This window comes from Dokdonia ponticola, from assembly GCF_042653865.1.
Taxonomy (GTDB): Bacteria; Bacteroidota; Bacteroidia; order Flavobacteriales; family Flavobacteriaceae; genus Dokdonia; species Dokdonia ponticola.
Map to the genome: position 1 here is coordinate 168,379 of NZ_JBHSFV010000009.1, position 16,120 is coordinate 184,498.

The 16,120-nt window shown below is 38.0% G+C and carries 8 protein-coding genes; 7 read left to right on the plus strand and 1 reads right to left on the minus strand.

Annotation, left to right across the window (positions count from 1 at the left end; genetic code table 11):
- Positions 1–6: 6 nt before the first annotated feature.
- On the minus strand, positions 7–816 hold the full coding sequence (locus ACFO3O_RS14780) for a glycogen/starch synthase (RefSeq protein WP_379980144.1): 810 nt from the start codon (positions 814–816) through the stop codon (positions 7–9).
- Positions 817–924: 108 nt separating this feature from the next.
- On the opposite strand from ACFO3O_RS14780, the gene panC reads away from it, so the two are divergent.
- The 7 genes from panC to ACFO3O_RS14815 all read left to right on the plus strand — a co-directional run bounded on the left by panC (position 925) and on the right by ACFO3O_RS14815 (position 16,116).
- Positions 925–1,773 (plus strand): pantoate--beta-alanine ligase, encoded by an 849-nt coding sequence (gene panC / locus ACFO3O_RS14785; RefSeq protein ID WP_379980146.1) that lies wholly within the window; start codon positions 925–927, stop codon positions 1,771–1,773.
- Between the two features lie 18 nt (positions 1,774–1,791).
- A complete protein-coding gene (panD, locus tag ACFO3O_RS14790; RefSeq protein ID WP_379980148.1) occupies positions 1,792–2,142 on the plus strand; it encodes an aspartate 1-decarboxylase in 351 nt (116 codons plus the stop codon).
- A 40-nt stretch (positions 2,143–2,182) separates the two neighbouring features.
- Complete coding sequence (locus ACFO3O_RS14795; protein WP_379980150.1) at positions 2,183–3,109, plus strand: lysylphosphatidylglycerol synthase transmembrane domain-containing protein; 927 nt, start codon at positions 2,183–2,185, stop codon at positions 3,107–3,109.
- Positions 3,110–3,482: 373 nt separating this feature from the next.
- Positions 3,483–4,631: an alpha/beta hydrolase gene (locus tag ACFO3O_RS14800; RefSeq protein ID WP_379980152.1), complete on the plus strand. Its 1,149-nt coding sequence runs from the start codon at positions 3,483–3,485 to the stop codon at positions 4,629–4,631.
- 492 nt (positions 4,632–5,123) lie between these two features.
- Entirely contained in the window at positions 5,124–6,494 is a 1,371-nt protein-coding gene (gene radA, locus ACFO3O_RS14805; protein ID WP_379980154.1) for a DNA repair protein RadA, read from the plus strand.
- 182 nt (positions 6,495–6,676) lie between these two features.
- Positions 6,677–7,555 carry a tail fiber protein gene (locus ACFO3O_RS14810; protein WP_379980156.1) on the plus strand — a complete coding sequence of 293 codons (879 nt, stop codon included), beginning with the start codon at positions 6,677–6,679 and terminating at the stop codon, positions 7,553–7,555.
- A gap of 11 nt (positions 7,556–7,566) precedes the next feature.
- Entirely contained in the window at positions 7,567–16,116 is an 8,550-nt protein-coding gene (locus ACFO3O_RS14815) for a LamG-like jellyroll fold domain-containing protein (RefSeq protein WP_379980158.1), read from the plus strand.
- Positions 16,117–16,120: the final 4 nt, after the last annotated feature.

The window sequence follows — 16,120 nt, forward strand, 5'->3', positions numbered from 1 at the left end:
GTTTTTTTAATCTAGTACTTTGGTAGTATAAAATTCTTCGTACGCTTGTGGAAACTCCTCTTTCTTCTTGTATGGTAGTACAGGAATTTTGGATGTGTTAAGTATTTTAGCAAGATTCTCTTGCAATTCTGAAGACCCTATAATAGCGGCATCAGAATTTTTTACAACCACCTTCATCAGGTTCTCATAGGTAGGATCCTGTAACTCGGTGATGCTTTCTGTGTCAATCCCATCAAAAGCAATCTTGTTGATCATTTCTTTATTTAATGATCCTTCAAAACCTTGATTATATATCGATGAGACTATTTTACTTTGACTAAATAAAGGCTCACTAGCATAATACTTCTTAAGATATAATGGCAACAAAGAGGCTAACCACCCATGCACATGAATAATATCTGGAGACCAATTTAATTTCTTAACCGTTTCAACAACTCCTTTTGCAAAAAAGATAGCACGCTCGTCATTATCTGGAAATAAATTCCCTTCCTCATCCGTAAACGTTGCTTTTCTCTTAAAATACTCTTCATTATCGATAAAGTACACCTGAATGCGTTCTTTAGGTATAGAGGCAACTTTTATAATCAGCGGCATGTCAAAGTCATTAATAACTAAGTTCATCCCTGAAAGGCGTATCACTTCATGTAGTTGGTGCCTGCGCTCATTGATATTGCCATAGCGAGGCATAAAAATGCGTATTTGTCCCCCCTTGGAATTTACCATTTGAGGAGCTTCAAACGACATAGAGGCAATTTCGGTCTCTGGTAGATAAGGTATAACTTCAGATGACACGTATAATATCCTCTTATCTTTCATATATAAAATTATTGATTATTTTTTATGTGTAAAAACACGCAAAAATACTAAATTTTATGCAATCTGCCTTTAATATAGTAAGTTTGCAGGCGTTAATTTTTTGGTAAAGTGAACATAATAAAAACAAAAACTGAAATAGCTAAATATGTTTCAGAGAAAAAAGAACAAAATTCTTCTGTAGGCTTTGTCCCAACAATGGGGGCTTTACACCAAGGACATGCGTCACTTATATCCTTTGGACTAGAACGTCATCACTACATTGTTGTAAGTATTTTTGTAAATCCTACCCAATTTAATAATGCGACTGATTTAGAGAAATATCCTCGAACCCTCAGTCAAGACGTCTCATTTTTAAGCACATACAAGAACAAGGTAGTTATTTATGCGCCTACGCCTCAAGAAGTGTATGGAGATCAAGTGGTATCAAAACAATATAACTTTAAGGGTATTGAAACCGTGATGGAAGGCACGCATCGCCCAGGACACTTTGATGGTGTTGGCACCGTTCTCAATCACCTTTTTAGACAAGTAACCCCCGATGAAGCTTTTTTTGGAGAAAAAGATTATCAGCAGTTGCTTATTGTCAAAAAACTTGTTGAAATAGAGAAATTACCACTCAAAATTACAGGATGCCCTATCCATAGACAAGAAAACGGACTAGCTATGAGTAGTCGTAATGCGAGACTTACGACCCAACAACTAGAAGAAGCTACCTTTATTTATAAGATACTCCGTCAGGTAAAAAAAGATTTTGACACCAAAAGTGCTCGAGCACTTAGAGCGTGGGTTTCACGTCAATTTGAAAATAACCCACACCTTAGGTTAGAATATTTTGAAATCTCAAATAGTAAGAATCTGAGACCGCTTTCGCGAAAGCGCACCCATCAAAAATACCGAGCCTTTATTGCTGCTTTTGCAGGGGAAATACGTCTTATAGACAATATGGCTCTTAACTAAAATTCCTATATTTGCACCATGTTAGTAAATGTTGTAAAATCTAAAATTCACCGTGTTAAAGTAACAGGGGCTGAATTACATTATATAGGAAGTATTACCATAGACGAAGATCTCATGGATGCTGCCAATGTCATAGAAGGAGAGCGTGTTCAAATTGTCAATGTGACGAATGGAGAACGCCTAGAAACGTATGCGATTCCTGGCCCTAGAAACAGTGGCGAGATCACATTAAATGGTGCTGCAGCTAGAAAAGTATCTAAAGGCGATATCTTAATCCTGATCGTTTATGCCTTTATGGATTTTGACGAAGCCAAAAAATTTAAGCCTACGCTTTGTTTTCCAGACGAAAACACAAACTTATTAAAGTAAGCCTGTGGCTTATAAGAAAGCGATAAAAGCCCTTAAAATCATGCTCCCGCTCACTCTGGGAGTTTTTTTGATGTGGTTTTGGCTTGGGGGAATGAGTCCACAAGACAGAATAGATTTATGGAATGATATAAAAAATGCAAACCCTATATGGATTGTAATTTCTTTTATTTTCTCCATACTAAGTCATCTCTCAAGAGCGTATCGCTGGAAGTTTATACTAGAACCTATGGGGTATTCACCCAAACTAGGTACGAGTCTTGCTGCTGTCATGACTGGCTATTTTGCCAATACGTTTGTCATACGATCTGGGGAAGTTTTACGGGCTGTATCCATACAACGCACAGACGACATCCCTTTTGAAAAAGCATTCGGAACCATCGTATCAGAACGTATCGCAGATCTTGTGATGCTCATTTTGATTATGATAACTGCTGTGATCCTTCAATCTACAGTACTTATTGATTATTTTAAAAGAGAAGCAAACCCCATTCCTTCTATCATAGGGCTTGCAGTGCTTTTAGTTCTCGGAATCATAGGATTACGTATTCTTAAAAGATCATCACATCCGTTTATTGTTAAAATTCGCACCTTTGGTTTAGGAATTTTAGAAGGCGTAAAAAGCATTTTAGCAATGAAGAAAAATGCAGCGTTTATCTTCCATACCTTGTTTATTTGGTCGATGTACATTGCTATGTTTTGGATTGTAACGCTCACTGTGCCTGGACTTCAGGGAGTATCTATGGGCGTTATCCTTGCTTCTTTTGTTATAGGGGCCTTTGCCATGAGTGCTACCAACGCGGGCATGGGTGCTTATCCCCTAGCGATGGCAGCTATTTTTACCTTCTTCGGATATACCGAAGCAGATGGGAACGCTTTTGGCTCTATCATCTGGGGGACACAAACCATTTTTAATATCATTATAGGGGGACTCTTTGCTCTTTACGTATTTGTAGTACGCCGCAGATAAAAATAGTACCCGAAAGGATGAATAACTCCAAGATCCCGCTATGCAGCGGGATTAGCCTACCTTTATCGGTAGGCAGGCTCAACTTACACTATCAAGTGCGTCTTACGGACTTCTTAATAGTGAGTTTACTTTATAACATAAGGATCCCGCTATGCAGCGGGATTAGCCTACCTTTATCGGTAGGCAGGCTCAACTTACACTATCAAGTGCGTCTTACAGACTTCTTAATAGTGAGTTACTTTATAACATAAGGATTCCGCTATGCAGCGGGATTAGCTCAACTTACACTATTAAGTGCGTCTTACAGACTTCTTAATAGTGAGTTTCGCTAATAAAATTTTGTATTTTAGGGCACATATTAAAAACAGCCCTAATGAAATCCATTTTTTTAACACTTTTATGTGTATGCTTCTCATTTGCAAGTAATGCACAAACGCAATATGAAGAAATCTCCTCCATAAAACTCGATGGAGCACGCCAACTCAAAATCCAATTACCCCGCAACTACGAATCCAATTTAGAAAAAACATATCCTGTTATTGTGGTATTGGATGGAGATTACTTATTTGAACCTGTAGCGGGAAATGTTGATTATTACAGCTATTGGGAAGAAATGCCTGAAGCCATTGTTGTAGGTATTAACCAAGTAGACACAAGAGATAATGACACCTATTATGACGATGTTAGCTACCTGCCGGTAGATGAAGGTGCTGCCTTTTTTGAATTTATTGGCCTAGAATTGATGCCATGGCTCGATGAAAAGTATCGCACTAACCAATTTAGACTCGTGGTGGGCCATGATCTTACTGCTAATTTTATGAATTATTACCTCATGAAAAGCCCTGCGCTCTTTCAAGGGTATATATCACTAAGCCCAGATTTAGCCCCAGAAATGGAAACACGCCTTGTGGCCAGACTAGAGGCCACACAGCAAAAAGTATTTTATTATTTAGCCACTGCGACAGAAGATATAAGAGTCTTACGAGAAACCATAGAACCGCTCAATAGCCAGATAAAATTGGTTTCAAATACCAACCTAAAGTATTATTATGACAACTTTGAAGGAGCAACACATTACTCCCTAGTAGGAAGAGCAATTCCAAGGGCTATCGAAGAAATCTTCTCAATATATCGCCCTATTAGCAAAAAAGAATATAAAGAAGTACTCCTCAAACCAGATACTTCTCCATACGCCTATCTCATTGATAAATATACAACTGTAAAAGAACTTTTTGGGCTCGATGACCCCATGCGCGTAAATGACATCGTTGCGGTAGGCAAAGCCCTAGAAAAAAAATCTAAATGGGAAGACATGGAGCAATTGGGTCAACTTGCTAGAAAACAATATCCAGATACTATGTTAGGTAATTATTATCTAGCGCTCTCTTTTGAAAAATCTGGAGAACCTAAAAAAGCAATGCGAACCTATCAAAATGCTTTCTTACTAGAAGAAATATCGTTCTTAACCAAAGATTTAATGCTTGACAAAGCAGATCAAATTAAAGCAGATTTTGGGTATTAAACGCTACACCATAAAATATATTAATAGAAAAGGGGTTCATCTATAGATCCCGCTGAAAAAGCGGGATTAGTTCAACTAGCAATTTTGAATGCGTCTTTTGGACTTTTCAAAATGGCGTTTCACTAAAAAAGAGCAGTTATCAAGTAACTGCTCTTTGTGTAATATTCAATCCCCCAATCAAATATTTTTATCAAAAACAAATATTATTCTTGATACTACAAATATAAGAGGGCTGCTGTGTCAAAAAACACGTATTTCTACCTATTTTTAATAGTTAAATCCATTTTTTTGAGATTAAATACCTCACAACGTACTTCAAAAATTAAAAAATATGCTGTTGAATGTCTTGTGAGTTTGCCCCACGAATTATTTACGAGTATTTTAGCACTACAAATTACCTCTGAGCAAGCTTATAAACCATTTCAAGGAAAACAGTTGACTTTGAGATACATTTGAAACACTTACATCTCGATTATCGAGCAAAAATAACCCATGGCTAAAACAAAAACGACCTTCTTTTGTCAAAATTGTGGTACACAACATGCCAAATGGCAAGGGCAGTGCCATGCCTGTAAACAATGGAATACGATTGTTGAAGAAGTAGTTCAGAAAGCAGATACAAAGGATTGGAAACAGGATACCGCTTTCGCGAAAGCGAATACACGCACCAATAAACCTTTAAAAATAAACGAGATCACCACGGCTACCGAAATCAGGCTAGATACCAAAAATGGCGAACTCAATCGTGTGCTTGGAGGCGGTCTTGTCCCAGGCTCATTAACATTATTGGGAGGAGAACCAGGAATCGGAAAAAGTACGTTATGTCTTCAAATATCCTTAAACCTCCCCTTTAAAACCCTATATGTCTCAGGAGAGGAGAGTCAGCAGCAGATTAAAATGCGCGCAGACCGCATTCACCCATACAGTGATCAGTGTTATATTCTTGCAGAAACCAAGACACAACATATCTTCAGACATATTTCAGAAATACAACCTGATATTGTCATTATAGACTCTATACAAACCTTACATACCGATTATATAGAAAGTAGCCCTGGAAGCATCTCACAAATACGCGAGACCACCGCCGAGCTTATCAAATATGCAAAAGAAACGGCCACTCCCGTGATATTGATTGGACATATTACTAAAGATGGTAATATTGCAGGTCCTAAGATTTTGGAACACATGGTCGATACGGTGCTTCAATTTGAAGGAGATCGCAATCATGTGTATCGTATTTTAAGAGCACATAAAAACCGTTTTGGAAGTACGAATGAGTTAGGAATTTACGAAATGCAAGGCAGTGGCTTACGAGAAGTATCCAATCCTAGTGAGGTCTTGATTTCAAAAAATGATGAGGAATTAAGTGGCACCGCTATTGCCGCCACGCTGGAAGGCATGCGCCCACTTATGATCGAAATACAAGCCTTGGTTAGTACCGCAGTGTATGGCACGCCTCAACGAAGCGCCACAGGGTATAATGCAAAACGACTTAATATGCTTTTGGCGGTTTTAGAAAAGAGAGCAGGTTTTAAACTCGGTGCGAAGGATGTATTTCTCAATGTCACCGGAGGAATTTCTGTAGATGATCCCGCTATTGATCTTGCCGTGATCGCAGCGGTTCTATCTAGCAATGTAGATATTGCCATAGATAAATCATTATGCCTCGCTGCAGAGATTGGTCTTGCCGGAGAAGTCCGCCCTGTTACGCGTGTAGAGCAACGTATTCTCGAAGCTGAAAAATTAGGCTTTACAGGGATTATTGTCTCCAAGTATTGTAAAATTCCAGATCACAACTACACGATTAAAATTATTAAAGTTGCCAAAGTGCATGATGTGGTACGGCACTTGTTTGGGTAAAATTTCTGGTTAGGAATTAAAATTCACATTATAGTTAGGGATTATTATTTATGCGCTTTCGCGAAAGCGGACACCTAAAATAATTCGACACAAAAGCACTTTGTAACCTACGTAGGGGTACGTAAAAATCAACAGTTGGCGAAGGGGTAAAAGCTATAATTTAGACCCAAAACCCTTTAACGATGAAAACGTCCCTATTCTTTCTTTTATTTTTTACGCTTGTATTCAATCCACTAAATGCACAAACTTCTGCAAGCGAGGCTGGTATTGCCGTACAAGGTATTGCTAGAGACAACAATAACGCTGCACGAGTAAGTGCAGATATTGTACTTACTTTTGAGTTATATTACAGAAATACCTCTAATGTTGAAGTTCCTATTTATTCTGAGACCATCACACTAACAACCGATGCTTTTGGTGTCTTTTCTCATATTTTGGACGCTGGAGAAGCCAACCAACCTGTTATACAACAGAATCATGCCTTCTTAAGAATTTCAGAAGGGGTCACTATTATTTCTAATGAAATTTTAAAACATGTTCCCTATGCTATTTCTGCAAACAATGGAGTACCCACAGGTTCCATCATGCCTTATATGGGAGCAACAGCACCTTCAGGATGGGTGCTATGTAACGGTCAGAGTTTGACGAGTATACCAGGGGCAGAAAATTTAATTAGCATACTTGGCAACAATAACGCCCCGAACCTTAATGGTATGTTTTTACGGGGCACTGGAGCAAATCCTGTAAATGGACAGTCTGGTCCAGGGCTTGGAGGAGTTCAAGGAGACCAATACCGAGGACATGGCCATGGAGTAAATATAAATACTAATTTTACAGGAAATCATAGCCATACCAGTAATATAGTTGTGTTTACTAATGTACCTACAACCCAAGGGGGTAACAACTTTAGAACAATCTCTTCCCCTACGAGTGGAAATGGAAATTTCTCTACTAGAGATGCTGGAGTTCACAATCATAATGTTTCAGGAAATACCCAGGGTTCAGGGGGCTCAGAAACACGACCTGTAAGTTATGGGGTAAATTATATTATTAAACTATAAACCTGCACGCAATGAAATCTTTTTACACATTAGTGTGCGCCTGTTTGGTGACCATATCACTTTGGTCACAAACAGATGGTTCACAACCCATTACATCATCAAATACTCTACAAAATGAAGGGTTTACTATTCAGGTAGGTTCGCCGTTCTTAGGGCAAAACTTAGGAGAACCCGAACGTGTTACAAACCCTATTGACATTCGTTTTCCATGGGATGTTCTTTATTTAGAAAACACCTTTTCTGAAGATCAGTTTAGTGTCTCCAAGGGCTATTTTGGAAATAGAATATTAGTAAGCTGGGTACTTAATGGTAACCTTAACTTAGTGACCAATATCCGTATCTTACGAAGAGAGTTTAACGACGAAAATCCGCAACCTTATCAAATTATTGCTAATGCTGCACCCAATGCTAATGAATATGAAGATCAGTTTGTAGAAGGAGGGGTATTGTACGAATATCGCCTCGAAGCAGAAGGTGTAAGTACTATTGAACGCCCGTTTCTTACCTTTATTGAAGGGGTAGGTTTTAGAAGTCCGACAGCTATCGTTACAGGAAGTGTTACTTTTGAAGGAGGAAATCCTGTACAGGATGTCATTATTCAAGCAACTTCTCAAGGAAACATTACGGCTAGTGGGAGTGCCTTACGCATTAAAGACAATCACAAACTCGCGATTACAGGTATTACAGGAGCTCCTACTACAGCTATGACCTTACAAGCATGGGTAAAACCTGTTGTTGATTTAATTCCAGGATCAGATCCAACCATTTCCTTATTTGAAATACAGGCTTCTGATGAATTACCTAATGTAAATAACCCAAAACTTATTACGTATGAGGTTCTATCAAATACCAATCAATTACGTGTGGGAATAGATGGGAGTGAAATCATCCTTGAAAACCATTTCCCATCTGGAGAAGTAAATGCACAGGGAGAAGATGTCCTCATCCCAATTATTGAAGCGAACAACCAATTTGTACATGTATCTGCCTTACTTTCTGATGGACAAATACCTACCCTTTTTATAAATGGGAGAGAGATTAATGAAGATTTTAAAACGCTAGTTGTAGAAAACTATCCTGACTTTGATCTTACCTTAAATACACAACCTACGGTATTGTCCTTAAATGGAAATACGACTTCATGGAATAACATTTTTGTAGGTGGACAACAAGAATCGTTTGTCGATGAAATTCGTGTTTGGAATAGCCTATTGGAAGCAGAGACCATCAGAACAGATTACAGACGTTTTATAAGTGGTAATAATGCCAACTTAAAAGTATATCTAAATGCCAATGAAAATGTAGGTCGTTTTGCGTATGACCAATCTCGTACGGGTTTTACATTTAACGAAAATGATGGCGCTTTATATACCTCAAGTACTCCTGTTGCCGATCGGGTGACATTTACAAATGAAATTGATGAAATTCCTACTAGCAATCAATTAGGGATTTTAGGAGTTACCGATCAAAATGGTAATTATGAAATTAATGCAATTCCATACAGCGGGACAGGTGAATCGTTTACAATCACTCCTATTTTAGGGCTTCATGAGTTTGAGCCTTCTCAACAGTTAGTGTTCTTGGGACAGGGAAGTGAAGTCGTAAACGGTGTAAATTTTACAGATATTTCTTCATTTAGTTTTAAGGGACGTGTTTTATATGACTCAAGAGGGACTTTTCCTTCTTTTGTTGAGGTAAACAGTACTGATCCTGAAATTCCTGACTTCACAGGGTTAACCGATGGAGATGAATATGTAAGTGGTCCAGGAATTATTGAAGAAGGGTACAATCAATTCAGGAAAGGAAATGATTTCTTTAGTAAAGGAGAATACTGGTATAATGATGCAGGAACCCCTAACGATACCACCGATGATTATTTAGAACGCTATGCACGTATTCCTTCTACAGGTGTCAATATTTATATAGATGGAGAGATTGTATTAGATGCAAATAATTTTCCTGTAGAAACGGATATAGATGGGTTTTTTGATGTACAAGTTCCCATAGGAAATCACGTCATTACCCTTGGAAAAAATGGTCATGTATTTACATTTAACAGTCGTTTTCCTGCGGCTCCAGGTACTGTAAGCGAATTTTTTGAAGATGCCAATAACGTCGTCACTTTTATTGATGAAACCAAAGTCACTGTTGTTGGACGGGTTGTAGGAGGTGCTGTGCAAGCCGACAAACCTATTGGTTTTGGAGCAAATGGATCTTTTGAAGTAGGAATTCCTAATCCTGACGGGACAACGACACAGTTTCCAATAAGTAGTAATAATAATATTGGGCTAGCCAACATCACTTTTGGCTATACCCCAGCGAGTGGAAGTGTCACAGATTTTACTCGTTTTAACTTCAGTACTAACGAAGATACAGGAGAATATCGCGTGAATATACTCCCCTTAAATTATAGCATAGATCAAACTAATGGATTACAAGTTCCTACAAACGCTGCTATTGATTTATTAACCGCTAATGAAGCCGTTAATATTAGTGAGATTGTAGAAGTAACAGTGCCTCAGTATGATCTTGGAAATGGAGTTTCAGGAACAGGAGAACCGTATCATTATGAACGTAGCTTTACGTATCGCTCTATTCCTGTTCTTCAAGTAGAACAACAAACTTCTGAGGACGAACTGATGCTCAATGAAACCACAACGGTAAGCACCGAAGGGTTTGAATTTCCTGTTTACAAACAGTTCGGGACCTATTACATCCGACTCAATCGTTTTGAACGATATACAAATTTTGACGAAAGTCCAGCCATAGAAGACTTAGTTTCTGTGACCGATGGAGAACTGGTTATAACGAATAATCTAGCTTTAGAGAACTCTGAATCAACAACAGTAAATCCAAATGATGCAAGTATTTTGGATTATGAATTTAAAGGAGGAATTCCAAGTATCTCTCCCCCTTTTGTTCGCACCATTGATCTTATATACAGGCTTAATGGCGTAGATTATCCTGTAGAAAATTTTAATCCAGAAGGAATTATTATAGGAGGTGCCTCTGATGGGAGTTTGACGTTTACTACTGCAGCACCCGATGTGCCTGATATTATTTTAAGAGACCCGCCAGGGTCTGGGAGCTCTGCTTCGATAGAAAGTGGGCAAAGCATTTCTTTTACAAATTCTAGTTCTTTTGCTTCAGGAACTGAAATGAATCAAAGCGTACAATTATTAACAGGTGTTAGCTTGGTGACTGGAGGAGGACTTGCCGGTCCAGTGATAGATACTCAAAGTATAAATGAAGGGGAAATAGGGGTAGGACTTCAGGTATCTTCGACCAATGGAATTTCTACCACCACTACGTATAGCTTTAGCCAGACTATTTCTACGAGTTCTGATCCTGATTTTGTAGGTTCTGACGGCGACCTCTATATCGGAAATTCTAAAAATTATTTTTATGGCTCTTTTAATGATGTCCAAGCGACAATGAGCCAAATAGGAAATTCTCCAAGCATACTACTTACTAATACTGCTGGAGAAGAGGTCTTTATCAGCACTCAAAAGTCGCTTTATTTTGTAGAAGAGCCTTCTGAGACCTTTTTTGTGTTTTCGCAAAAGCAAATCCTAGAAACGATCATCCCTGATTTAATAGAGATTGTAGAAGGTATTGATAATGGTACGGTTATTCCTAACGAAAATGGCGTGCAATCTAGAGCATTCTACGTGCAACAGATTAACTTATGGCGTAAAACAATCCTTGAAAATGAACGAAGTAAGTATAGAGCCTTAGTTGAAACATCGCAATTAAATGCCGAAGCACTAGGTTTTGTACAGCAATATATAAATGATATCACTGCTGCTATTGCTACTATAGTAAATACTTTTGACCCTCCTATTGATGACCTGAACAACCTACCTATTTTACAATCCAATCTAGGTGATGCTGAAGCAGTCGCACAGCTTATTAATGATAATTTTAGTGAAAATATTTCTTTTGACGCTGGTGTTGGTGAAATTACCAGAGTATTAACGACAAGTCTTGTAAGTGAGATGACTTTTGAATTTACAGCAGAATTAGAAGAATCTGTTGCTGTACAATTAGGACTTGTCTCTAATGGTGTTGGTCTTGTTTCTAAAACGAGTGGGAAATTTAGTCAAGGAATTAATATCGCAAATACTTCAGAACAGGAAACTACAACAACCATCTCCTACACGCTTGCAGACAATGATCCTGATAATGCTTTAAGTGTAGATGTGGTAAATCTATTTGATGGTAACGGACCTGTATTTGCAACCATAGGAGGAAGCACTTCCTGTCCGTATGAAGGGCCAGAAACGACAGTCTTTTTTAATCCTAATACGTATGACCCTGCTACAACAGAAATTAATCCGTTAGCAGAAGATCAGCAAGTGCTCTTAGGAAATGCAACACAGCGTATTGAAAACCCTATGATAAGTGCCACTGTGGCTAATGTGAGTAATATTCCTGAAACAGAAAACGCAGAGTTTGAACTTATTTTAGAGAACAATAGTGCAACAGAAACAGATGGCACCTTCTTACTACGCATAGATAATACAACCAATCCATTTAATGCAATAATCAATATTGATCCCAACGGAACCTTAGTAGAGGTCCCACATGGAGAACAAATTATTTATAATCTAACATTAGCAAAGTCTATTTCTGATCAGAATGACTATGAGGATATTCGTATTGTCTTAGAATCTACCTGTGATGCTGATAACACATTTGATGATGTGATCCTCTCCGCTTCCTTTGTTCCATCTTGCTCTAATGTGGTAATTAGTGAACCCTTAGACAATTGGGTATATAATATCGATACAGCTTTTAATCAGGATGGAACTACAAATCCATTAGGAATTACTATGCAAGAGTATAATCTGGGGTTCAATAGTTTTGAAAAAATAGATTTAGAATACCGTATAGCAACAGCACCAACATGGACACGTTTACAGACATATTACACAACACAAGCCTTTTTCGATACGGCAGTAGCCAATGGAGAAACAGAGATCACATTGATCGATGGGGCTACAAGTTCGTTTAATTTTGACATTGCAAGTCTTGGATTACAAAACGGAAATTATGAAGTAAGAGCAAGGACTAGTTGTACAAATGGCACAGAAAATATCTCAGAAATCATAAGTGGTACTGTAGACCTAGAAGCACCTCGTCGCTTTAATACTCCAAGCCCTACAGATGGAATTTTAAACGCTGGTGAAGACATCAAAGTGAGTTTTAATGAAGACATATTTTATAATACTGCGGTAAGTCTAGTAGAGATTAAAGGACGTACCAATCAGTTACCCATAAACAATCAGGTATCTTTATTCTTTAGTGACCCTGACGACACCGCTACTATTCAAAATCCACCTATTCAAACGGGCGATATCTCCTTAGAATTTTGGATGAAAAACGAAACGCCTGGACCCGATGGCCTCATCCTTTCTCAAGAACAAGGGCTCCGTATAGAACTGATTAATGAGAATATAGAGTTTACATTAGGAGACGTAACCATTATTGGGGCTATTGCCAACGATGACCTTTTTCATCATTACACATTTACATTTGATGAAGAAAATGGAATCCTACGTATGTACGAAGATGATCTTATAATAGATGAAGAAATAAATACTGGAAATTTACAATTTACCAATACCAATGATCTTGTATTTGGAGGAGGTACTTTTGAGGGAAATATTCATGATTTCAGACTTTGGGATACCTTCTTAACACTTCCAGATGCATTTGCCAATATTTATACAGACTATATTGGAAACGAACTAAACCTTGTAGGATATTGGCCCATGAACGAAGGTCGTGGCGTAATAGCAAATGATGCTTCCAGAGGCAATAATATGCTGGTGAATACAGGTTGGGATATTAAACCTAAAGGAAATAGTTACCGCTTTGAAAACGATCAATATCTCACTTTAGACAATGTTAGTTTTGCTCAACTCACCAATACCATGGATGCTACGTTAAGCTTCTGGGTAAAAACAGGAGCAAGTCAAGACGCTACATTATTTTCTAATGGTCGTGGAGATGGCACTGATATAGATATGGCCAATGGTTTTGACAATAAATGGGCTATTAATATAGATCTGACTGGCAACCTTTCCTTAGAAAGTGAAGGAATTTCGTACCCGCTCACTACAGATAGCGTTGCAGATGATAACTGGCATCATGTAGTACTCTCACTCAATAGAATAGGAGCTTTAAACACCTATTTAGATGGAGCACAAGTTTCTTCAAACCCCGTAAGTGATATACAAGGATTTTCTGGAAGCAACATTTGGCTTGGTGCACGTGGTTTTGAAGATGTACTAGGGAACATCATTATAGATAATCAATTTGAAGGAAATCTAGATGAAGTACGTCTTTGGAATACACTTCGCAATATCACTCAAATTGAACGTGATCAGTTTAATGAGGTAGACACACAATCTACAGGCATATTGGTATACGCACGATTAAATGAGCCCGACCCCATTACAGGAGATGGGCCGCAATACTATCATGCGTTTGCTAATCAAACGGTCATTCCTAGTAATGCTATTATAAGCTCAGGAGCTGTAAATTACAGTGTAGACACCCCTCCTATCAAACCTGAACGAGAAATCATAAGTTTTCAGGTAGATCGTGTTATTAATGGAGATGAAATGATTTTAAATCCAGTTATCACCAGTGATGCCTCAATAGAAGGTCAAATTCTTGATATTACCGTGCACAGAATGTTTGATGCGACAAACAATATACAAGAGTCCCCAATTACATGGACAGCGTTTGTCAATAAAAATCCTGTACGTTGGTTTGTAGAAGGATTCCCTACTACTATCGATATTGTAAAAGAAGAAGATGAAGACGTCTCATTTAACATTACACTAGAAAATACAGGTGGATCTAATGAGCCTTTTAGCATTACCAATGTCCCTGCTTGGTTACAATTAGAAACCACCTCGGGAACACTGGCTCCCGATAGTACCATTGAGATTTCAGCCACGATAAGTAATAACATCTCCTCTGGAGATTATGAAGAAGACATCTTCTTAGTTACTGATTTTGGTTTTGATCAAAAACTACAAATTAACCTACGTGTACTAACCGAAGAACCCGATTGGAGTGTAGATCCATCCCAATTTGATTTTAGCATGAATATCCTAGGGCGTATTCGAATAGATGGAGCCTTTTCATCAGATGCATTTGATAATTTAGGGGTATTTGTAAATGGAGAACCTAGAGGGGTAGCAGATTTGATTTATGATACTAATTACCAACAATACTTTGCATTCTTAACAGTATATAGCAATGAAAATTTCGGAGAAGAGTTAACCTTTAGGATATGGGATGCCTCACAAGGAGCTGTACTAAATGCATCTATTGATGGTGACAGTTTTATCACCTTCCAAGAAAATGAAGTCTTAGGAAGTCTCATTGATCCCGTCATTTTTGATAATTCTGGAGGTGTTTTCCAAGAGTTGGTATTCAATCAAGGATGGACCTGGATTTCTATGGGGGTTAATGATATAAACTTTACAGACCTAAACACATTAACACAAGGCATGACATTAGCAACCGAAGATAGAATCCTAAGTCATGCCCCATCACAATTAGAAATTTATTATGTAGACTCTAGTATTCCTGAAAATAGCGGATGGTCTGGTACTATTTCTTCTCAAGGAGGATTAAGCAATGATAAAATGTATAGAGTCTATCTGGATACGCCACAGCAATTAGCTATCAATGGCCCGCAAATAGATCTGAACAGTTGGTCCTTCCCTATCCAGTCTAACTGGAACTGGCTTCCTTTTCCTCTATTGAGCAATCAACCCATAAATGAAGCTCTCGCTTTATTTAATGCTCAAGAAGGTGATGTCATCAAATCTCAAACACAATTTGCGATTTATGACCCGCTTAATGGATGGATCGGAACATTAACTACTTTAAAAGAGGGCAACGGTTACATGCTTAGAGCAACCAATCCCCAAGAATTTTCATACCCAGCATTTTTGGTCAATGACGGAATCCTCCCAAATACAAATGAGGAGACCATATCTAATTTTGCTAACTATGAAAATAATATGAATATGGTCTTAGAATTACCTGAAGGATATGATCGAGTGAATGCGTATAATTCTCATGGAGAACTTATAGGAAAATCGAAAAACCAACTCGTTAACACAAAAGAACTCGCTTTTATCACACTCTATGGAAATGTAAGTGAAACAATTACTTTTGAAGTAAGTAACTCACAAAACACTACACGCTCTACTACACATACGACCTACACAAGCAATGCAATTCAAGGAGATATATATACGCCTGTTCAGTTACTTTTAGGAAAGACAGACTTTAGAGTATTTCCAAACCCTTTTGAAAATCAATTGGTACTAGAAATGGAGTTTATAGAAGACCAAGATGTAGAAGTTGCGATATACAATGTATATAACCAGCGTATATATAGCTCGCAGTTCAGTTCTGAAAAAGGAAAAAGCACACGTGTATTAGATCTAGACGTCGCTGCAGGAGTCTATTTTGTGCATTTAATTACAAACGAAGAAACCACTATTAAAAAAGTGATTAAAAAATAAACGT